The 19,782-nt window shown below is 69.4% G+C and carries 17 protein-coding genes; 4 read left to right on the plus strand and 13 right to left on the minus strand.

From position 1 onward, the window contains the following. Positions 1–40 precede the first annotated feature (40 nt). The 13 genes from NP80_RS24340 to NP80_RS24410 all read right to left on the minus strand — a co-directional run bounded on the left by NP80_RS24340 (position 41) and on the right by NP80_RS24410 (position 15,536). A complete protein-coding gene (locus NP80_RS24340) occupies positions 41–2,536 on the minus strand; it encodes an ABC transporter permease (RefSeq protein WP_226823128.1) in 2,496 nt (831 codons plus the stop codon). A 92-nt stretch (positions 2,537–2,628) separates the two neighbouring features. Next, positions 2,629–3,246, minus strand: a complete 618-nt coding sequence (locus tag NP80_RS24345) for a DUF4126 domain-containing protein (RefSeq protein ID WP_006411039.1) — start codon at positions 3,244–3,246, stop codon at positions 2,629–2,631. A 214-nt stretch (positions 3,247–3,460) separates the two neighbouring features. Then, positions 3,461–3,781 carry a quaternary ammonium compound efflux SMR transporter SugE gene (gene sugE / locus NP80_RS24350; RefSeq protein WP_006398760.1) on the minus strand — a complete coding sequence of 107 codons (321 nt, stop codon included), beginning with the start codon at positions 3,779–3,781 and terminating at the stop codon, positions 3,461–3,463. A gap of 112 nt (positions 3,782–3,893) precedes the next feature. After that, positions 3,894–4,181 (minus strand): putative hemolysin, encoded by a 288-nt coding sequence (locus NP80_RS24355; protein ID WP_035488708.1) that lies wholly within the window; start codon positions 4,179–4,181, stop codon positions 3,894–3,896. A gap of 145 nt (positions 4,182–4,326) precedes the next feature. Beyond that, positions 4,327–5,025, minus strand: a complete 699-nt coding sequence (kdpE, locus tag NP80_RS24360; protein ID WP_006405591.1) for a two-component system response regulator KdpE — start codon at positions 5,023–5,025, stop codon at positions 4,327–4,329. Continuing rightward, on the minus strand, positions 5,018–7,873 hold the full coding sequence (locus NP80_RS24365) for a DUF4118 domain-containing protein (protein ID WP_006411030.1): 2,856 nt from the start codon (positions 7,871–7,873) through the stop codon (positions 5,018–5,020). Before NP80_RS24365 ends, kdpE begins: the two co-directional genes overlap by 8 nt. A gap of 151 nt (positions 7,874–8,024) precedes the next feature. After that, positions 8,025–8,606 carry a potassium-transporting ATPase subunit KdpC gene (kdpC, locus tag NP80_RS24370; protein WP_006411037.1) on the minus strand — a complete coding sequence of 194 codons (582 nt, stop codon included), beginning with the start codon at positions 8,604–8,606 and terminating at the stop codon, positions 8,025–8,027. A 22-nt stretch (positions 8,607–8,628) separates the two neighbouring features. Then, entirely contained in the window at positions 8,629–10,713 is a 2,085-nt protein-coding gene (gene kdpB / locus NP80_RS24375; protein ID WP_006411027.1) for a potassium-transporting ATPase subunit KdpB, read from the minus strand. Between the two features lie 37 nt (positions 10,714–10,750). Beyond that, on the minus strand, positions 10,751–12,556 hold the full coding sequence (gene kdpA, locus NP80_RS24380; protein ID WP_006411040.1) for a potassium-transporting ATPase subunit KdpA: 1,806 nt from the start codon (positions 12,554–12,556) through the stop codon (positions 10,751–10,753). Continuing rightward, entirely contained in the window at positions 12,553–12,645 is a 93-nt protein-coding gene (kdpF, locus tag NP80_RS24385; RefSeq protein ID WP_012212987.1) for a K(+)-transporting ATPase subunit F, read from the minus strand. The genes kdpA and kdpF overlap by 4 nt, the downstream gene beginning before the upstream one ends. Positions 12,646–12,980: 335 nt before the next feature. Further along, the gene (locus tag NP80_RS24395; RefSeq protein WP_006411026.1) at positions 12,981–13,955 is read right to left on the minus strand and encodes a quinone oxidoreductase family protein; all 975 of its coding nucleotides are present in this window, start codon (positions 13,953–13,955) and stop codon (positions 12,981–12,983) included. 349 nt (positions 13,956–14,304) lie between these two features. Next, positions 14,305–14,697 (minus strand): methylglyoxal synthase, encoded by a 393-nt coding sequence (locus tag NP80_RS24405; protein ID WP_006398748.1) that lies wholly within the window; start codon positions 14,695–14,697, stop codon positions 14,305–14,307. Between the two features lie 59 nt (positions 14,698–14,756). Further along, a complete protein-coding gene (locus tag NP80_RS24410; RefSeq protein WP_006398747.1) occupies positions 14,757–15,536 on the minus strand; it encodes an SDR family oxidoreductase in 780 nt (259 codons plus the stop codon). 216 nt (positions 15,537–15,752) lie between these two features. Here NP80_RS24410 and upp point away from each other — a divergent pair, with 216 nt between their 5' ends. The 4 genes from upp (at position 15,753) to hemF (ending at position 19,773) form a co-directional block, all read left to right on the plus strand. Then, entirely contained in the window at positions 15,753–16,403 is a 651-nt protein-coding gene (gene upp / locus NP80_RS24415; protein ID WP_006398746.1) for a uracil phosphoribosyltransferase, read from the plus strand. A gap of 217 nt (positions 16,404–16,620) precedes the next feature. Continuing rightward, positions 16,621–17,349 carry a YebC/PmpR family DNA-binding transcriptional regulator gene (locus tag NP80_RS24420; RefSeq protein ID WP_006398745.1) on the plus strand — a complete coding sequence of 243 codons (729 nt, stop codon included), beginning with the start codon at positions 16,621–16,623 and terminating at the stop codon, positions 17,347–17,349. 104 nt (positions 17,350–17,453) lie between these two features. Next, the gene (gene purD, locus NP80_RS24425) at positions 17,454–18,731 is read left to right on the plus strand and encodes a phosphoribosylamine--glycine ligase (protein WP_006405599.1); all 1,278 of its coding nucleotides are present in this window, start codon (positions 17,454–17,456) and stop codon (positions 18,729–18,731) included. 118 nt (positions 18,732–18,849) lie between these two features. After that, a complete protein-coding gene (gene hemF, locus NP80_RS24430) occupies positions 18,850–19,773 on the plus strand; it encodes an oxygen-dependent coproporphyrinogen oxidase (protein WP_006405601.1) in 924 nt (307 codons plus the stop codon). The last annotated feature ends 9 nt before the right edge of the window (positions 19,774–19,782 follow it).

Below are 19,782 nucleotides of genomic sequence, written 5' to 3' on the forward strand. Positions count from 1 at the left end.
GATAGTCTGAATCAGGATCGTCGGAAGCCGCCGGCCACGCTCACGCGTCGCGCAGCGACTGCAGCGCGGGGCGCCGCAGCACATTATGCAGGCTCAGCCAGCCGGCCGCACCGGCGCATGCGACGCCGGCCGCGATGCCGGCCGGTACGAGCCACGGATCGACGGCGAGCTGGAAGTCGAACACGCGCGACGCGAGCACCCAGCCGACCGCGATCGCGCCGGCCGCTGCGAGCACGCCGGCGAGCGCGCCGACGACCACGAACTCCGCGCGCTGCACCGCGTTGACCTGCGCGCGCGACGCGCCGAGCGCGCGCAGCAGCGCGGCCTCGCGCACACGTTCGTCGCGCGAGCCGGCAAGCGCGGTGTACAGCACGAGCACGCCGGCCGCGAGCGTGAACGCGAACAGGAACTGCACCGCGCCGACCACCTGCAGCATCATGCGCTGCAGCTGCGCGAGGATCGGCGCGACGTCGATCGCGGTCAGGTTCGGATAGCGTGCGATCAGCGGGTCGAGCAACGCCGCGTCGGACGCCGGCAGATGGAAGCTCGTCAGATAGACGGTCGGGAAATCCTTCAGCACCGCGGGCGGCATCAGCACGAAGAAGTTGACGCGGAACGTGCCCCAGTCGAGCTTGCGCACGCTCGTGACCGGCGCATCGACGGTCAGGCCCGTCACGTCGAAGCGCAGCACGTCGCCGCGCTTCACGTTCAGCGTCTTCGCGAGGCCGGCCTCGATCGAAATCTGCGGCGTCGACGCGCTGCCGAACCAGTCGCCTTCGACGATCCGGTTGTCGGACGGCAGCACGGTCGTATACGACAGGTTGAACTCGCGATCGACGAGCCGGCGTGCTTCGTCGGACCGATAGGCGTCGGGGTTCACCGGCTTGCCGTTGATCGCGACGAGCCGGCCGCGCACCATCGGCGCCGGCACCGCGTCGCGCACGCCGTGCGCGGCGAGATAGGCGGCGACGTCGTCGCGTTGGTCGGGCTGGATGTCGATCAGAAACTGGTTCGGCGCATCGGGCGGCATCGACGCGCGCCAGCCCGCGACCAGATCGTTGCGCGTGATCGCGATCAGCAAGAGGCACATCAGCCCGAGCGCGAGTGCGGTGATCTGCAGCGCGCTCGCGGTTCCGCGCCGATGCAGCGACGCGAGCGCATAGCGCCAGCCGACGCCCGCGCTCACACGCGCGTTGCGCACCGCGTGCGCGGCCGCGAACAGCGCGAGCCGCGCGATCAGCGCAAAGCCGACCAGCGCACCGGCGAAGCCGCCCGCGACGATCAGGCCGAGCGTCAGGTTGCCGGCCGCGGCGATCAGCAGCCCGGCAAACAGCACGACGCCGAGCGCATAGGCGGCCCACGCGGTACGCGACGCGTCGCCCCAGTCGCGGCGCAGCACGCGCACGGGCGGCACGCGCGTGAGCGGCGCGAGCGGCGGCAGTGCGAAACCGAGCAGCAGCACCAGCGCGGCGCCGATGCCGACGAGCGCGGGCCACGGCGTCGGCGCCGGCAGCACGACGTCGATCAACCCGCCCAATGCGGCGAGCAGCACCCAGTGGCCGCCGTAGCCGAGCGCCGCGCCCGCGATGCCCGACACGACGCCGACGCCCGCAAATTCGAGCGCGAACAGCGCGCCGAGCGTGCGGCGGCTCACGCCAAGGCAGCGCATCGTCGCGCAACCGTCGAGGTGGCGCCGCATATAGCGCTGGGCCGCCATCGCGATCGCGACCGCCGCGAGCAGCGCGGTCAATAGCGCGACGAGCGTCAGGAAATGGCGCGCGCGATCGAGCGTCTGCCGCACCTGAGGCTGGCCCTCCTGCAGCGATTCGAGGCCGACGCCGCGCAGCTTGCCGCCGTCGACGCGCGCGTGCGCATAGGCTTCGAAGCGCACGACGGCCTCCGGTGCGCCCGCGACGAGCAGCCGGTACGTGACGCGGCTGCCGTAGCCGGCCAGCCCCGTCGCGGCCAGTTCGTCCGCACGCATCATCAGCCGCGGCGAGAAATTGACGAACGAGAATCCGCGATCGAGCTCGCGGGAAATCGAGGCGGCCACCGTGAAGGTACGCTGCCCGACGCGCACGGCGTCGCCGGGTTTCAGATGCAGCGCGTCGAGCAGCGCCGGGTCGGCCCACACGGTGCCGGGCGCCGGAATGGCGGTCGCCTTGCGCGCCGCCGTCGCACCGGCCGGCACGATCTCGACCGCGCCGCGCAGCGGATACGCCGGCGACACGGCCTTCACGGCCGCGAGACGCGCGGGCGCCGCGTCGCCGCCCGACGTCGACGCGATCATGCTCGGGAAGATGGCCGTCGTCGCGGTGCGCAGTCCCAGCGCACGCGCTTCGCGATCGAACGACGGATCGACCGGATGATCGGCGCGGACGACGAAGTCGGCGCCGAGCATTTGCCGCGCATCGCGCTCGAGCCCCTGGCGCAGCCGGTCGGCGAGAAAGCCGACGCTCGTCAGCGCGGCAACGGCGAGGACCAGTGCGAGCACGAGCAGCGTCAACTCGCCGGCGCGCCAGTCGCGCGCCGTCATCCGCGCGGCCTGGCGGATCAGGTCGCGCCGGCCGAAGCGGCCGGCTGGTGCAGTCGGGCGCAGATCAGTGCGCGCGGGCGTCGACGGCTCGGTCAATCGCGCTTGCCTCCGATCGAGTTCAGCCGCGACACCATGTGCGTCGCCATCCCGCGAAAGCCGCCCGACACACCGCGCCACAGCCGCGGCAACGCCCAAGCCGAGCACGCGATGAACGCGATGAGCAGCACGAGGAACACGAGCGGCACGAAGAACGCGAGCGCGAGCCCGCCGAACACGAGGCCGTCCTCGGTCGACGATGCGACCCAGTTCGAGATCGGTTCCGGAGACAGGTTGATCAGCGCGCGCGTGCCGGCCTTCGCGACATGCGCGGCGCCGGCGAGCGAGCCGCCCGCGAGGCCCGCGACCGCCAGCACCGTCGGATCGGCGTGGCCGAGCGCGCCGGCCGCGAGCACGGCGCCGGCCGGGATGCGGATGAAGGTATGCACGGCATCCCACAGCGAATCGAATGCGGGGATCTTGTCGGCGAGGAATTCGGTGACGGCCAGCACGGCGGCGGCGCCGATCACCCACGGCGAGGTCAGCACGGCAAGCGTATCGGGCAGATGCAGCCAGCCGACGCGTGCCAGCACGCCGGCGATCAGCACGGTGAGGTACAGGCGCAGGCCGCTCGCCCAAGCGAGCCCCGCGCCGAGCGAAATGGCTTCGATCATGGCCCTCTCCCTTGCACGTGCCGTGCCTTTGCCGATCGGCCGGGTCGAATCGATATATGCGGCCGCGCGGCGCGTGGCGGCCGAGGATGCCGCCGCGCCCTCGAACGGCGGCGAAACGGCTTTCAGACCCGAATGCGTTCCATTATAGACAGCGTATCGGTCCGGCCGCCGCAATTCCCCCATGCGGCGCAACGCGCGGCGGCCGGCGCAGGCCTCACGCGGCCGACGACAGCTTCAGGCCGATCAGCCCGACGACGATCAGCGCGGCGCTCGCGACGCGTGCGACGGTCAGCGCCTCGCCCATCATCACGATGCCGAACACGAACGCGCCGACGGCGCCGATGCCCGTCCAGACCGCATAGGCGGTACCGAGCGGCAGTTGACGCATCGCGACCGCGAGCAGCCCGAAGCTGGCCAGCGCCGTGACGATCGTAAACACCGACGGGCCGAGCTTCGTGAAACCTTCCGACGACTTCATGCCGGCCGCCCACGCGACTTCCAGCAAACCGGCGATCAACAACAATACCCACGCCATCTCGACGCACTCCGTATCGGATGGGGCCGTCCCCGTTGAAGCGAATGGCCCGGGGTCGTCCCCGGGCGGCGCCGAGTATAGCAAGCCGCCGGTATGCGCGTCGGCCGCCCCGTTACTGCGCGACGCGCTTCGGCACGACGCCGCCGACGCAGCGATCGTCGCGGTACAGCGTCCATTCCTCGCACACGCGACCGTCCTTGAACACGCACATGCCGACCTGCCCGCGCGGCAGGCTGCGGATCACGTGCCGGCCGCCGAGCTTTTCGCAGTTGACCGATGCGGGGTTGGCCAGCGCCGGCCGGGACGTCTGCGCCGGCTGCTGCCCGGGCGGCAGCGGTTGCGCGAGCGCGTCGGACACGGCAAATGCCAGGGCGCAAGAGACAGCGAAACGGACGAGCATGGCACGCTCCTCGTTTATTGTTCCGGAACGGTGAGCATAACGGGGAATGGGCGGCGCTGTGCGGATCCGCGCGTGTCGATGCGCGGCGGACACGATGCCGCGGAAGTCATACGAAAGCCGCGCCGTGACGCAGCGCGGGCCGCTTTCACGCGGCGCCGACCAGCCGGTAACCGACGCCCGTTTCGGTGACGATATGCTCGGGCTGCGCGGGATCGCGCTCGAGCTTCTGCCGCAGGTGCGCCATGTAGATGCGCAGGTAGTGATGGCTCTCGACATGCGACGGTCCCCACACGTCGCGCAGCAGCTGACGGTGCGTGAGCACGCGCCCCGCGTGCCGCACGAGCGTCGCGAGCAGCCGGTATTCGAGCGGCGTCAGGTGGACGATCTCGCCGTCGCGCCACACCTGGCGCAGCGCGAGATCGACGCTCACGGTGCCGAAGTTGACCTTCGGCGATTCGTTCGCGCCGCCCTGGTTGCGCCGGCGCAGTTGCGCACGGATCCGCGCGCGCAGCTCGGACACGCCGAACGGCTTGGTCAGGTAGTCGTCCGCGCCCGCGTCGAGCGCGGCGACCTTCTCCTCTTCCTGCGTGCGCGCGGACAGTACGATCACCGGCACCTCGGACCAGCCGCGCAGTTCGCGGATCACGTCGAGCCCGTCGGTGTCGGGCAAGCCGAGATCGACGATCACGAGATCGGGCTGGCGCGTCGCCGCATCGATCAGCCCCTGCTTGCCCGTCTCGGCCTCGAACACGGCGATGTCCTCCTCTTCGAGCGCGGCGCGCACGAAGCGGCGGATCTGCTTTTCGTCCTCGATCAGAACGACGGTCAGGCTCGGTTCACTCATGGTCGGGCGATGATTCGGAGGAGGATGGCGCGGGCAGCGCGTCGGGTTCGTCGTCGGGCACGGCGGGCGTGTCCGGCGGCGTGTCGACCGGCAGCGTGAACCAGAAGCGCGCGCCCGTCACGCGGCCGTCGGGCGCGGTGCGGTTGAGTGCGCCGATTCTACCGCCGTGCGCTTCGACGATCGCGCGGCAGATCGCGAGGCCGAGCCCGATGCCGGGCGTCGCCGATTCCTTCTCGCCGCGCGTGAACTTGTCGAAGATCCGCGTTTCCATGCCGGCCGGCAGGCCGGGGCCGCGATCGTCGACATGCACGCGCACGAACGGTCTTGCGTCAGGCGCGCCGTCGTCGGTCACGCGCTCCGCGCCGATCTCGATCGGCGTGTCGGGCGGCGTGTACTTCGCCGCGTTCTCGAACAGGTTGGTGAACAGGCGCTCCATCAGTACCGCGTCCATCTGCAGCAGCGGCAGGTCGGGCGGCAGCGCGACGCGCACCGGATGGCGCGCGAGCACGCGCTTGCAGGCGGCCAGCGCCGCGCCGACCGTCTCCTCGAGCAGCGACCACTGGCGCTTGAGCTGCAGGCTGCCGGCCTGCAGCCGCGCCATGTCGAGCAGGTTCGTGACGATGCCGGTCATGCGCAGCGCCTCGTCGTGGATCGCGTCGACGAGTTCGCCTTCGCGCTGCGCGATGCGCGCGGCAGCGGCCGCGTCGCCCGCCGGTGCAGCGGCGCGAGCGTTCGCGAGCATCGAGGAGAAGCCGACGATCGTCGTGAGCGGCGTGCGCAGGTCGTGCGAGATCGCCGACAGCAGCGAGTTGCGCAGCCGCTCGGATTCCATGCTGACGAGCGCGTCGCGCGCGATGTCGACGTAATGCACGCGCTCGAGCGCGAGTGCGATCTGCGCGGCGAACGCGTCGAGCATCCGCCGCTGCTCGGGCACTTCGAGCTCGCGCGGCTCGTTCGACGCAACCGCGAGCACGCCGCGCGTGCGCATCGGCGCCTTCAGCGGCAAGTACAGCGCGATCGTCGCGGGCAGCGTCTCGGTGCCGCGGCCGGCCGGCTTCTGCTGGTCGTATACCCACTGGCCGACGTCGCTGTCGAGATCGGCGCCGGTCAGCGTGACGGTCGCGTCGGGATCCTCGATCTTCTGCTGCACCTGGTCCGCGCTGTCCGGCAGCAGGATCGCGACGCGCGCGCGGAACACCTCGGCCACATGGCGGCTGCCGATCTCGACGATCTGCTCGGTGGTCAGCGCCGCGCCCAGCTCGCGCGCCATCGCATAGATCGCGCCGGTACGGCGTTCGCGGCGCTGCGCGAGGTCGGCCTCGCGCGTGAGGCTCGACGTCAGGTGGCTGATCACGAGCGACGTCAGCAGCATCCCGAAGAAGGTCAGCAGGTACTGCGTATCGCTGACCGACAGCGACATGCGCGGCGGCACGAAGAAGAAATCGAACGCGGCCACCGACAGGAACGACTGCAGCACGCCCGGGCCGCGTCCGAGCCGCACGGCGGAGAACACGACGCCGAGCAGGTACAGCATCACGAGATTGGTCAGGTCGAGCCGCTCGGCGACGACGCTCGCGACGACCGTGATCGCCGCGCAGATCGCGGCCGCGTACGCATAGTGGCGCGGCGGCGAACGACGGCCGCCGAGCCGCGCGAACGCGTCGCGCCAGTCGCGCACGCGCGCGTCGAGCGGCGCCGCGCGCACCTCGTCGCTCGCCGACGCACGGATCAGCATCAGGTCGACGTCGCCGGCGCGCTCGGCGAGCTGGTCGCCGAACGGCCGTGCGAACCAGCGCGCGAGGCCGGTCTTCTGCGAGCCGCCCGCGACGAGCTTCGACACGTTGCGCACCTTCGCATAGCCGATCAGCGCCGCGACCGCATCGCCGCCGGCGAGCGTGGCCGTCTCCGCGCCGAGTTCGGCCGCGAGCTTCAGCGCGTCGAGCGTGCGCTGCCGCTCGGCATCGGGCAGCCGCTGCAGGCGCGGCGTCTCGACATACACGGCAATCCAGTCGGCCTTCAGGCTCGCCGCGAGCCGCGCGGCCGCGCGCACCAGCGTCGGCGCCTCGGGGCCCGGGCCGACGCAGACGAGCAAGCGTTCGCGCGCCTGCCAGATGCGCTGGATCGAACGGTCCGCACGGTATTCGCGCATCTGCGCGTCGACGCGATCGGCGGTGCGCCGCAACGCCAGTTCGCGCAGCGCGATCAGGTTGCCCTTGCGGAAGAAGTTGCGCACCGCACGCTCGGCCTGCTGCGCGAGATAGACCTTGCCGTCGCGCATCCGCGCGAGCAATTCCTCGGCCGGCAGGTCGACCAGCGTGACTTCGTCGGCCGCGTCGAACACGCGGTCGGGCACCGTCTCCCAGACGCGGATGCCGGTAATCGCGCCGACCACGTCGTTCAGGCTTTCGAGATGCTGGACGTTGACGGTCGTATAGACGTCGATCCCCGCGTCGAGCAGCTCGTACACGTCCTGCCAGCGCTTCAGGTGCCGCGCGCCCTGCACGTTCGAATGCGCGAGCTCGTCGACGAGGATCAGCTGCGGCGCGCGTGCGAGCGCGGCGTCGAGATCGAATTCGACGAGCGTGCGGCCGCGATAGTCGAGGCGCGCGAGCGGCAGCACGTCGAGGCCGTCGAGCAGCGCGGCGGTTTCGCCACGGCCGTGCGTCTCGACGATGCCGACCACGACATCGACGCCGTCCTGCCTGCGCTGGCGCGCGGCCTGCAGCATCGCGTAGGTCTTGCCGACGCCGGCCGACGCGCCGAAGAAGATCTTGAGCCGGCCGCGCCGCTGCTTTTCCTCGTCGCGTTGCAGCTTGTCGAGCAGTTGATCGGGATCGGGGCGGTTCATGCTGGCGGAAGGCGGAGCGCCCGGGAGCGCGCAAGTGAAGGCATTGTCGGTCCAAATCGCCGCAAAAGGCAAAGACGGCGCGCGCGCCGTCGAAAAACCCGCATCCGGCGCGGCACGTGTCGCACCGGACGGCACGTGCCGCGCCGCATGCTCAGTGTGCGGCCTGCGCCGCGTCGAGCGCGAGGTTCAGCTTCAGCACGTTCACGCGCGGCTCGCCGAGCACGCCGAACTGGCGCCCCGTCGTGTTCGCGGCGACGAGCTGCGCGACCGTCTCGCGCGCGAGATGGCGCGCGTTGGCGACGCGTTCGATCTGGTAGGCGGCAGCGGCCGGCGTGATCTCCGGATCGAGGCCGCTCGCCGACGCCGTCACGAGATCGACCGGCACCGGTTTCGACAGGTCGGTGCCCGCATCGCGCAGCGCGGCGATGCGCGCCTTCACCTGCTCGGCGAGCGACGGGTTCAGCGGGCCGAAGTTCGAGCCGCCGGAGCCGGTCGCGTTGTACGGCATCGGCGAGGTGGCCGAGAGCCGGCCCCAGAAATACTTCGGCGCGTCGAACGACTGGCCGATCAGCGCGGAGCCGACGATCTGGCCGTTGCGCTCGATTAGGCTGCCGTTTGCTTGCCACGGGAACACGGCCCGGCCGAACGCGGTCAGCACCGCGGGATACGCGAGCCCCGTGACGGCGGTCAGCACGACAAAAATCACGACGAGCGGACGAATCAACGATTTCATGATGTTTCCTTCGAGTGGCGCATCAGACCCAGCCGAGCGCGGCGAGCGTCATGTCGATCAGCTTGATGAACGGGAACGGCAGTAGCACGCCGCCGAGGCCGTACACGAGCAGGTTGCGGCGCAGCAGCGACGCGGCGCCGAGCGGCCGGTACGCGACGCCCTTCAGCGCGAGCGGAATCAGCGCGACGATGATCAGCGCGTTGAAGATCACGGCCGACAGGATCGCCGACGCGGGCGAGCTCAGATGCATGATGTCGAGCACCTTCAGCTGCGGATAGGTGGTCACGAACGCGGCGGGGATGATTGCGAAATACTTGGCGATGTCGTTCGCGATCGAGAACGTCGTCAGCGAGCCGCGCGTCATCAGCATCTGCTTGCCGATCTCGACGATCTCGATCAGCTTGGTCGGATTCGAGTCGAGGTCGACCATGTTGCCCGCTTCCTTCGCGGCCTGCGTGCCGGTGTTCATCGCGACCGCGACGTCGGCCTGCGCGAGCGCCGGCGCGTCGTTGGTGCCGTCGCCCGTCATCGCGACGAGGCGTCCGGCCGCCTGATGCTCGCGGATCGTCGCGAGCTTCGTTTCCGGCGTCGCTTCCGCGAGGAAGTCGTCGACGCCCGCCTCCGCCGCGATCGCCGCGGCCGTCAGCCGGTTGTCGCCCGTCACCATCACGGTCTTGATGCCCATCTTGCGCAGCTCCGCGAAGCGCTCCTTGATGCCGCCCTTCACGATGTCCTTCAGCTCGATCACGCCGAGCACGCGCGCCGCGCCCTGCTGCAGCTCGGCCACGACGAGCGGCGTGCTGCCGCGGCGCGCGACGTCGTCGACCGCGCGCCGCACTTCGTCGGGAAAGCGGCTGCCGTGCGTCTCGACATAGCGCTTGATCGCGTCGGCCGCGCCCTTGCGGATCTCGCGCCCCGGCAGGTCGACGCCGCTCATGCGCGTCTGCGCGGAGAAGCCGAGGAAGGTCGCATGCAGCTGCGCCATGTCGCGTTGACGGATGTTGAAGCGCTCCTTCGCGAGCACGACGATGCTGCGGCCTTCGGGCGTCTCGTCGGCGAGCGACGAGAGCTGCGCGGCGTCGGCCAGCGCCTCCTCCGTCACGCCGGGCGCCGGCACGAACAGCGACGCCTGGCGATTGCCGAGCGTGATCGTGCCGGTCTTGTCGAGCAGCAGCACGTCGACGTCGCCGGCCGCCTCGACCGCACGGCCCGACGTCGCGATCACGTTCGCCTGCATCATCCGGCTCATCCCGGCCACGCCGATCGCAGACAGCAGGCCGCCGATCGTCGTCGGGATCAGACAGACGAGTAGCGCGACGAGCGCCGTGATCGTCACCACGTGGCCGGCTTTCATCGCGTCGACCGAGAACATCGAGAACGGCAGCAGCGTCGCGGTCGCGAGCAGCATCACGATCGTCAGCGCGACGAGCAGGATCGTCAGCGCGACCTCGTTCGGCGTCTTCTTGCGCTTCGCGCCTTCGACCATCGCGATCATCCGGTCGAGGAACGCCTCGCCGGGGTTCGCCGTCACCTTCACGACGATCCAGTCGGACAGCACGCGCGTGCCGCCCGTCACCGACGAGAAGTCGCCGCCCGACTCGCGGATCACCGGCGCCGATTCGCCGGTGATCGCCGATTCGTCGACCGACGCGACGCCGTCGACGACCTCGCCGTCGGCCGGAATCACGTCGCCGGCCTCGACCAGCACGACGTCGCCTTTGCGCAGGTCGGGCGCGGTCGTGATGCGGATCGGCGACTTCGGATGCGGCTCGTTGAGCTTCTTCGCCATCACGTCTTTCTTCGCGCTGCGCAGCGACGCGGCCTGCGCCTTCGAGCGCCCTTCGGCGAGCGCCTCCGCGAAGTTCGCGAACAGGACCGTGAACCACAGCCACAGCGCGATCGCGAGGATGAAGCCGGCCGGCGCGTCGGCCTGCCCCGTGAGCGCGGCGATCCATAGCACCGTCGTCAGGATGCTGCCGACGTACACGCAGAACATCACCGGGTTGCGGAACTGCGTACGCGGCGTGAGTTTCTTGAACGACGCCACGATCGCCGGACGCACGAGCGCCGGGTCGAACATGGAGCGGGTAGCGGAATGTTGAGTCATTGCGATCTCTTCGATGCCTTGTCGTTTCGGCCGCGCGTCATGCGCCCAGCCACATCATCAGATGCTCGACGCCCGGGCCGAGCGCGAGCGCCGGCACGTAGGTCAGCGCGCCGACCAGCAGCACCGTGCCGAGCAGCAGCACGACGAACAGCGGGCCATGCGTGGGCAGCGTGCCGCTCGTCGCGGCGATGCGCTTCTTCGACGCGAGCGAGCCGGCGATCGCGAGCACCGGCACGATCGTGCCGAAGCGGCCGAACCACATCGCGATCGCGGTCATCCAGTTGTAGAACGGCGTGCCGACCGTCAGGCCCGCAAACGCGCTGCCGTTGTTGTTCGCGGCCGAGCTGAACGCGTAGAGGATTTCCGAAAAGCCGTGCGGGCCGGGGTTCGCGATGCCGGCCCTGCCCGCATCGACGAGCACGGCGATCGACGTGCCGACCAGCACGAGCAGCGGCGTGAGCAGCACGACGATCGACACCATCTTCATCTCGTACGACTCGATCTTCTTGCCGACGTATTCGGGCGTGCGGCCGATCATCAGCCCCGCGACGAACACCGCAAGCAGCGCGAACACGAGCATCCCGTAGAGCCCCGAGCCGACACCGCCGAACACCACCTCGCCAAGCTGCATCAGCAGCATCGGTACGAGGCCGCCGAGCGGCGTCAGCGAATCGTGCATCGTGTCGACCGCGCCGCACGACGCGGCCGTGGTCGCGACCGTGAAGATGCCGGTCTGCGCGATGCCGAAGCGCGTTTCCTTGCCTTCCATGTTGCCGCCCGGCTGCAGCACGCTGGTCGACTGGTCGACGTGAAGTGCAGCGAGCGTCGGATTGCCGGCCTGCTCGGCGCTCAACTCCACGCCGGTCGCGACCGCAAAGGCAACCGTCATCGCGGCGAGCACCGCGACGCCCTGCCGGCGATCGCCGATCATGCGGCCGAACACGAGACAGAGCGCGGCCGGGATGATCAGGATCGCGAAGATCTGCAGGAAGTTCGCGAACGGCGTCGGGTTCTCGAACGGATGCGCGGAATTCGCGTTGAAGAAGCCGCCGCCGTTGGTGCCGAGCATCTTGATCGCTTCCTGCGACGCGACCGGGCCCATCGCGAGCGTCTGCTTCGTGAGCGGCGTGGGCACCGTCACCGCATTGCCCTTGTCGTCCTTCACCGGGTTGCCCTGCGCGTCGAGCTTCGGCGCCGCATAGGTGCTCGCCTGCAGCACCGGCACGTCCTGGTACGTCTTCAGGTTCTGGATCACGCCCTGGCTCATCAGCAGCGCGGCGACGATCGCCGCCATCGGCACCAGCACATACAGCGTCACGCGCGTCAGGTCGACCCAGAAGTTGCCGATCGTCTGCGCGGTGTGGCGCGCGAAGCCGCGGATCAGCGCGATCACGACGACGATGCCGGTCGCCGCCGACAGGAAGTTCTGCACGGTCAGGCCGAGCATCTGCGTCAGGTAGCTGACCGTCTGCTCGGGCGTGTAGTCCTGCCAGTTCGTGTTGGTGACGAAGCTGACGGCCGTGTTGAACGCGCCGTCGACGGTCATCGCGCCGAACTGCTGCGGGTTGCCGGGCAGCATGCCCTGCACGCGCAGCAGCGCATAGAGGAACAGCGCACCGAGCGCGTTGAACGCGATCGTCGCGATCGCATACTGCTTCCAGTTCATCTCGGTGCCGGCGTCGACGCCCGCAACGCGATACAGCACGCGTTCGAGCGGCGCGAACACGCGCACGACGCGCGAACTGCCGTCCATCACGGCCGTCAGATAGCGCGCGACCGGTACGGCGGCCGCGAGCAGCACGACGATGAACAGCAGCGTCTGAAACAGGTTGTTCGCGTTCATTCGATGTCCTCCGCGCGCAGCAGCGCATAGACGAGATACGCGAACAACAGCGCGGCGGACATCCCCGCGAGCCACAGCATCCAGGTCATGCGCGCCCCCCGCGGCCGTATTGCGCGAGCTTCTCGCAACCGGCGATCGAGCCGAGGATCAGCGCGGTGAAGACCGCCAGTGCGCCGATGAAAACCCCATCCATTTTTGTGTTCTCCGTCGTCGAAATCGGACGACTCGAACATTATGGGAAGGCGCGTAAAGAACGGATCAAAGGTGATCGGGTGGATATAAAAAACGCGTAAACGCGCGCCGCGGCGGGCGCGAGGCGCTGCGGGACGGCGGGAAACGACGGGCAGGACGGGCGGCAGTGCGACTGCCGCGCGCGAGGACGCGTGCCGGCGCGGCGCCGGCACGCACTAGGCAAAAGCGGCGGTCAAGGAACGAGAATCGTCGAGCCGGTCGTCTTGCGCGCTTCGAGATCGGCATGCGCGCGGCCGACTTCCGCGAGCGGATAGCGCTGATTGATGCTCGTCTTCACCTTGCCCGACAGGATCACGTCGAACAGCTCGGCGGCCGCCGATTCGAGATCGGCGCGCTTCGCGATGTACGAGAACAGCGTCGGCCGCGTGAAGAACAGCGAGCCGCGCGACGAGAATTCCTTCGAGTCGATCGGGGGCAGCGGGCCCGACGCGTTGCCGAAGCTGACGAAATAGCCGAGCGGCGCGAGACAGTCGAGCGAGCCGATGTAGGTGTCCTTGCCGATCGAATCGTAGACGACGGGCACGCCCGCGCCGTTCGTGATCTCCTTCACGCGCTGCGTGAAGTTCTCGCGCGTATAGACGATCGGATGATCGCAGCCGTGCGCCTTCGCGAGCTCGGCCTTCTCGTCGGAGCCGACCGTGCCGATCACGGTCGCGCCGAGCGCCTTCGCCCACTGGCACACGAGCAGCCCCACGCCGCCGGCAGCCGCGTGGATCAGGATCGTATCGCCGGCCTTCACCGGATACGTGCGGCGCAGCAGGTAATGGGCCGTCAGACCCTGCAGCATCACCGACGCCGCGTCGTCGTAGCCGATCCCGTCGGGCAGCTTCACGACGCGCTCGGCCGACAGCACGCGTTCCTGCGCATAGGCGCCGGGCGGCTGCGCGACGTACGCGACGCGGTCGCCGACTTTCAGCGCGCCGACGCCTTCGCCGACGGCCGTCACCTCGCCGGCCGCCTCCATGCCGAGGCCGCCGGGCAGCGGCTGCGGATAGAGGCCGGTACGGAAGTACACGTCGATGTAGTTGAGCCCGACCGCATGCTGCTTGATGCGGACTTCGCCCGCCTGCGGCGCGCCGACCTCGACGTCGACCCACTTCATCACGTCCGGGCCGCCGGGCTGGTCGTATCGGATTGCTTTCGGCATCGTTTCGCTCCTCGTTGGGTGGGAATGCAGTGCAGCTGGCGCGTCGGCGTCGGCCGGACGGCGACGCCTTCGTTCGGACGCGCGCACGCACCGCGCGATTCTCGCGCGTCGTGCGCGATTTCGCAGCGCGTCTTCGCAATCCCTACATGCGCGCAGGGGCATCGCGCAGACTGCCGAACGCTTCGCGCGACGCGCGGCTGACGCCCGGCTTTCGCCGGCTGCGCTGCGCCGCGATGCCGGAACCGGTGCGCCGTCGGGCAGCGGCTCGCATGCCTGCGCGACAGCCGCGCCGGCACGTCACGGCTGCGGCACCGGCGAGCCCGGCCGTCGCGGCGCCCTTCACGTCGACCTAACAGACGTCCTGCATCGTCCGCGCCAGATCGTCGAGCAGCATCCGCGCGGTCGCGACGTTGGTCGCGACCGGCACGTTGTGCACGTCGCACGCGCGCACGAGCGCGGTGATGTCGGGATCGTGCGGCTGCGCGGTCATCGGATCGCGCAGGAACACGACGACGTCGACGCGCCCGTCCGCCAGTTCCGCGCCGATCTGCAGGTCGCCGCCGAGCGGCCCCGACAGCTTGCGCTCGACCTCGAGCCCGTGCGCGGCCGCGATCCGGCCGCCCGTCGTGCCGGTGGCGACCAGCCGGCATTGCGCGAGGACCGCGCGGTATTGGCCCGCGAGTGCGACGATCTCGTCCTTCTTCGCGTCGTGCGCAATCAGTGCGATGCGGGGTTTGCTCATCTCCAGATCCTTCGTCCTTCAGGGTTGTGATTGTCGTTGACGGTACGGCGCGCAAAGCGTCAGAACGTGCCGGGGTACGCGCCGCCGTCGAGCAGCCAGTTCTGGCCGGTGATATACGCGGCATGCACGCTGCAGAGGAACGCGCACGCGGCGCCGAACTCTTCGCGCGTGCCGAGACGGCCGGCCGGGATTTCCTTCGCACGCCGCGCACGCAATTCGTCGACCGTCACGCCTTGCGCCTTCGCGGCTGCGGCGAGCGTCGTCGCGATGCGGTCGGTATCGAACAGCCCCGGCAGCAGGTTGTTGATCGTCACGCCGTGCGGCGCGACCTTGCGTGCGAGCCCGGCAACGAAGCCGGTCAGCCCCGAGCGCGCGCCGTTCGACAGCGCCAGCACGTCGATCGGCGCCTTCACGGCCGAGCTCGTGATGTTGACGATCCGGCCGAAGCGCCGCGCGATCATGCCGTCGACGGTTGCGCGGATCAGCTCGATCGGCGTGAGCATGTTCGCTTCGAGCGCGCGGATCCAGTCGTCGTGCGAGAAATCGCGGAAGTCGCCGGGCGGCGGGCCGCCCGCATTCGTCACGAGAATGTCGGGCTGCGGGCACGCGGCCAGCGCGGCCGCGCGACCCTCGGGCGTCGTGATGTCGCACGCGACGGCCGTGACCGACACGTTCGATGCCGCGCGAATTTCCTCCGCGGTTTCCTCGAGCGTCGCGCGCGTGCGCGCGACGATCACGAGATTCACGCCTTCGGCGGCCAGCGCCTGCGCGCAGCCGCGCCCGAGTCCCTTGCTCGCCGCGCATACAAGCGCGGTCTTTCCTTCGATGCCGAGATCCATCGTCGATTTCCCCAGGGTTGCGACGCGCGCCGGCACGGATTCCGTCGCGCCGCGCACCGGCCGCACGGACGCGCGCGGCGCGCGGGTTGTCGTGAGACGTCGATAATATCCGGATCGCGCGGCGCGCCTTGGTAAAATTGCGACCATGCGCGCGCGACCGGCTTGCGCCTGCCGCCGCCCTCCCGATCCCCTTTTGCCGCAAGGCGCTCCCCCGTCATGAAACAGGACAGCCGTTTCCCGAATCTCTTCATCCTCGATCACCCGCTGATCCAGCACAAGCTCACGCACATGCGCGACAAGGACACGTCGACGCGCACGTTCCGCGAACTGCTGCGCGAGATCACGCTGCTGATGGGCTACGAGATCACCCGCAATCTGCCGATCACGACGAAGCGGGTCGAAACCCCGCTCGTCGAGATCGACGCGCCGGTGATCGCGGGCAAGAAGCTCGCGATCGTGCCCGTGCTGCGCGCGGGCGTCGGGATGTCGGACGGCCTGCTCGACCTGATCCCGTCCGCGCGCGTCGGCCATATCGGCGTCTATCGTGCGGACGATCATCGGCCGGTCGAATATCTCGTGCGGCTGCCCGATCTCGACGATCGCATCTTCATCCTGTGCGACCCGATGGTCGCGACCGGCTATTCGGCCGTGCACGCCGTCGACGTGCTCAAGCGCCGCAACGTGCCGGCCGCGAACATCATGTTCGTCGCGCTCGTGGCCGCGCCCGAGGGCGTTCAGGTGTTCCAGGACGCGCACCCCGACGTCAAGCTGTTCGTCGCGTCGCTCGACTCGCACCTGAACGAACACGCCTACATCGTGCCGGGCCTCGGCGATGCGGGCGACCGCCTGTTCGGCACCAAGAACTGACGCAGCGGCGGCCGGCCACCCGCGCGCATGCCGCGCGGCGCGGCCGGCCCGGCCGTTCGGCCAGGCGCGGCGCGCCGTTCGGGCGGTCGCCGCGTGATAAAATCACGCTCCACTCGACACGCGCGGCCCGCGGCTTCACGCCCGCCACCACGGCCGCCGATTCAACGACACATTGGCACTATCGCCCGCGCGAGCGCGCCCGGGCACGGAGAAAGGTATGGCTGGTCACTCGAAATGGGCCAACATCAAGCATAAGAAAGCAGCGGCCGACGCGAAGCGCGGCAAGATCTGGACGCGCCTGATCAAGGAAATCCAGGTCGCGGCCCGTCTCGGCGGCGGAGACGTGAGCTCGAACCCGCGCCTGCGTCTCGCGGTCGACAAGGCGGCCGACGCGAACATGCCGAAGGACAACGTGAAGCGCGCGATCGATCGCGGCGTCGGCGGCGCGGACGGCGCGAACTACGAGGAAATCCGCTACGAAGGCTACGGCATCGGCGGCGCGGCCATCATCGTCGACACGCTGACCGACAACCGCACGCGCACGGTCGCCGAAGTGCGTCATGCATTCTCGAAGTTCGGCGGCAACATGGGCACCGACGGTTCGGTCGCATTCATGTTCGATCACGTCGGTCAGTTCCTGTTCGCACCGGGCACGTCGGAAGACGCGCTGATGGAAGCGGCGCTCGAAGCCGGCGCGGACGACGTCAGCACGAACGAGGACGGCTCGATCGAAGTGCTGTGCGACTGGCAGGAATTCTCGAAGGTGAAGGACGCCCTCGAAGCCGCCGGCTTCAAGGCCGAACTCGCCGAAGTGACGATGAAGCCGCAAAACGAAGTCGAGTTCACCGGCGACGATGCGGTGAAGATGCAGAAGCTCCTGGACGCGCTCGAGAACCTCGACGACGTGCAGGAGGTGTACACGAACGCCGTCATCGTCGAGGAATGAGATGCCGGCCGCCGCGCGCACGTCGCAGCGGCGGCCCGCCCGGTTTCGCGGCCGGCGCGCCTGAGCGTGCCGGCCGCCCTGTTTTCTAGTCTGCGGGGAATCCCATGAAACTACTCGTCGTCGGTTCCGGTGGCCGCGAACATGCGCTCGCGTGGAAGCTCGCGCAATCGCCGCGCGTTCAGATGGTCTATGTCGCGCCCGGCAATGGCGGCACGGCGCAGGACGAGCGTCTGAAGAACGTCGACATCACGTCGCTCGACGCGCTCGCCGACTTCGCGGAACGCGAAGGCGTCGCATTCACGCTCGTCGGGCCCGAAGCGCCGCTCGCGGCCGGCATCGTCAACCTGTTCCGCGCGCGCGGCCTGAAGATCTTCGGGCCGACGCGCGAAGCCGCGCAGCTCGAGAGCTCGAAGGATTTCGCGAAGGCGTTCATGAAGCGGCACGGCATTCCGACCGCCGACTACGAGACCTTCTCGGACGCGGCCGCCGCGCATGCCTACATCGACGCGAAAGGCGCGCCGATCGTCGTGAAGGCCGACGGCCTCGCGGCCGGCAAGGGCGTGGTCGTCGCGATGACGCTCGAGGAAGCGCACGAAGCGGTCGACATGATGCTGTCGGGCAACAAGCTCGGCGACGCAGGCGCACGCGTCGTGATCGAGGAATTTCTCGACGGCGAGGAAGCGAGCTTCATCGTCATGGTCGACGGCAAGCACGCGCTCGCGCTCGCGTCGAGCCAGGACCACAAGCGTCTGCTCGACGAGGATCGCGGCCCGAACACCGGCGGCATGGGCGCGTATTCGCCGGCGCCGATCGTCACGCCGCAGATGCATGCGCGCGTGATGCGCGAGATCATCATGCCGACCGTGCGCGGGATGGAGAAGGACGGCATCCGCTTCACGGGCTTCCTGTACGCCGGCCTGATGATCGACAAGGAAGGCAATCCGCGCACGCTCGAATTCAACTGCCGGATGGGCGATCCGGAGACGCAGCCGATCATGGCGCGCCTGAAGAGCGATTTCTCGAAGGTCGTCGAGCAGGCGATCGCGGGCACGCTCGATACGGTCGAGCTCGACTGGGATCGCCGCACCGCGCTCGGCGTCGTGCTTGCCGCGCACGGCTACCCCGACGCGCCGCGCAAGGGCGACCGCATCAACGGCATCCCGGCGGAAACCGAACAGGCCGTGACGTTCCATGCGGGCACGACGCTCGACGGCGACAAGCTCGTCACGTCGGGCGGCCGCGTGCTGTGCGTGGTCGGCCTCGCCGATTCGGTGCGCGAAGCGCAGCAGCATGCGTACGACACGATCAACCAGATCAATTTCGAAGGCATGCAGTATCGCCGCGACATCGGCCACCGCGCACTCAGCCGCAAGAGCGCATGACGCCGGCGGCCGGCGCACCGCCGCGCGGTGCGTCGTGCCGGCTGCCGCGGTTCGCTAGAATGCGCGGCAGAAGCCTTTTTTACGGCCCCCGCCGCGCGCGGGGGCGTTCAGTTCAGACATGACCGATTCGACCTACGACGTGGCGCGCGTGCGCACGTATCTCCACGGCCTGCAGACACGCATCGCCGATGCGCTCGGCGCGCTCGACGGCACGCCGCTTGCGACCGACATCTGGCAGCGCGGCCCCGCCGAGCGGCTGCGCGGCGGCGGCTGCACGCGGATCCTCGAAGGCGGCCGCGTGTTCGAACGCGCGGGGATCGGCTTCTCCGACGTGGCGGGCGACGCGCTGCCGCCGTCCGCGAGCGCCGCGCGGCCGCAGCTCGCGGGGCGCGGGTTCGAGGCGCTCGGCGTGTCGCTGGTGCTGCATCCGCGCAATCCGTACTGCCCGACCGTGCATATGAACGTGCGGATGCTGATCGCGACGAAGCCCGGCGAAGCGCCGATCTTCTGGTTCGGCGGCGGCATGGATCTGACACCGGTTTACGGCTTCGAGGACGACGCGCGGCACTTCCATCGCGCCTGCAAGGACGCGCTCGATCCGTTCGGCGCCGAGCTGTATCCGCGCTTCAAGAAGTGGTGCGACGAGTATTTCTTCCTCAAGCACCGCAACGAGATGCGCGGCGTCGGCGGGATCTTCTTCGACGATTTCTCCGAACCCGGCTTCGAACGTTCGTTTGAAATGATGCAGAGCGTCGGCGACGCCTTCCTGCCCGCGTATCTGCCGATCGTCGAGCGCCGCGCGGCGCTGCCGTACGGCGAGCGCGAGCGCGATTTCCAGGCGTACCGCCGCGGCCGCTACGTCGAATTCAACCTCGTGTTCGACCGCGGCACGCTATTCGGCCTGCAAAGCGGCGGCCGGACCGAGTCGATCCTGATGTCGATGCCGCCCGTCGCGAACTGGCGCTACAACTGGCAGCCCGAGCCCGGCTCGCCGGAAGCGCGCCTGTACAGCGACTTCATCGTGCCGCGCGACTGGGTCTGAGCCCGTCGC

This window comes from Burkholderia multivorans ATCC BAA-247, assembly GCF_000959525.1.
Lineage (GTDB): Bacteria > Pseudomonadota > Gammaproteobacteria > Burkholderiales > Burkholderiaceae > Burkholderia > Burkholderia multivorans.

What these genes read in the sequence shown, in the direction of transcription:
- NP80_RS24340 (WP_226823128.1), bottom strand. Translation starts at nt 2,536, where the DNA reads ATGACGGCGCGCGACTGGCGCGCCGGCGAGTTGACGCTGCTCGTGCTC.
- NP80_RS24345 (WP_006411039.1), bottom strand. Translation starts at nt 3,246, where the DNA reads ATGATCGAAGCCATTTCGCTCGGCGCGGGGCTCGCTTGGGCGAGCGGC.
- sugE (WP_006398760.1), bottom strand. Translation starts at nt 3,781, where the DNA reads ATGGCGTGGGTATTGTTGTTGATCGCCGGTTTGCTGGAAGTCGCGTGG.
- NP80_RS24355 (WP_035488708.1), bottom strand. Translation starts at nt 4,181, where the DNA reads ATGCTCGTCCGTTTCGCTGTCTCTTGCGCCCTGGCATTTGCCGTGTCC.
- kdpE (WP_006405591.1), bottom strand. Translation starts at nt 5,025, where the DNA reads ATGAGTGAACCGAGCCTGACCGTCGTTCTGATCGAGGACGAAAAGCAG.
- NP80_RS24365 (WP_006411030.1), bottom strand. Translation starts at nt 7,873, where the DNA reads ATGAACCGCCCCGATCCCGATCAACTGCTCGACAAGCTGCAACGCGAC.
- kdpC (WP_006411037.1), bottom strand. Translation starts at nt 8,606, where the DNA reads ATGAAATCGTTGATTCGTCCGCTCGTCGTGATTTTTGTCGTGCTGACC.
- kdpB (WP_006411027.1), bottom strand. Translation starts at nt 10,713, where the DNA reads ATGACTCAACATTCCGCTACCCGCTCCATGTTCGACCCGGCGCTCGTG.
- kdpA (WP_006411040.1), bottom strand. Translation starts at nt 12,556, where the DNA reads ATGAACGCGAACAACCTGTTTCAGACGCTGCTGTTCATCGTCGTGCTG.
- kdpF (WP_012212987.1), bottom strand. Translation starts at nt 12,645, where the DNA reads ATGACCTGGATGCTGTGGCTCGCGGGGATGTCCGCCGCGCTGTTGTTC.
- NP80_RS24395 (WP_006411026.1), bottom strand. Translation starts at nt 13,955, where the DNA reads ATGCCGAAAGCAATCCGATACGACCAGCCCGGCGGCCCGGACGTGATG.
- NP80_RS24405 (WP_006398748.1), bottom strand. Translation starts at nt 14,697, where the DNA reads ATGAGCAAACCCCGCATCGCACTGATTGCGCACGACGCGAAGAAGGAC.
- NP80_RS24410 (WP_006398747.1), bottom strand. Translation starts at nt 15,536, where the DNA reads ATGGATCTCGGCATCGAAGGAAAGACCGCGCTTGTATGCGCGGCGAGC.
- upp (WP_006398746.1), top strand. Translation starts at nt 15,753, where the DNA reads ATGAAACAGGACAGCCGTTTCCCGAATCTCTTCATCCTCGATCACCCG.
- NP80_RS24420 (WP_006398745.1), top strand. Translation starts at nt 16,621, where the DNA reads ATGGCTGGTCACTCGAAATGGGCCAACATCAAGCATAAGAAAGCAGCG.
- purD (WP_006405599.1), top strand. Translation starts at nt 17,454, where the DNA reads ATGAAACTACTCGTCGTCGGTTCCGGTGGCCGCGAACATGCGCTCGCG.
- hemF (WP_006405601.1), top strand. Translation starts at nt 18,850, where the DNA reads ATGACCGATTCGACCTACGACGTGGCGCGCGTGCGCACGTATCTCCAC.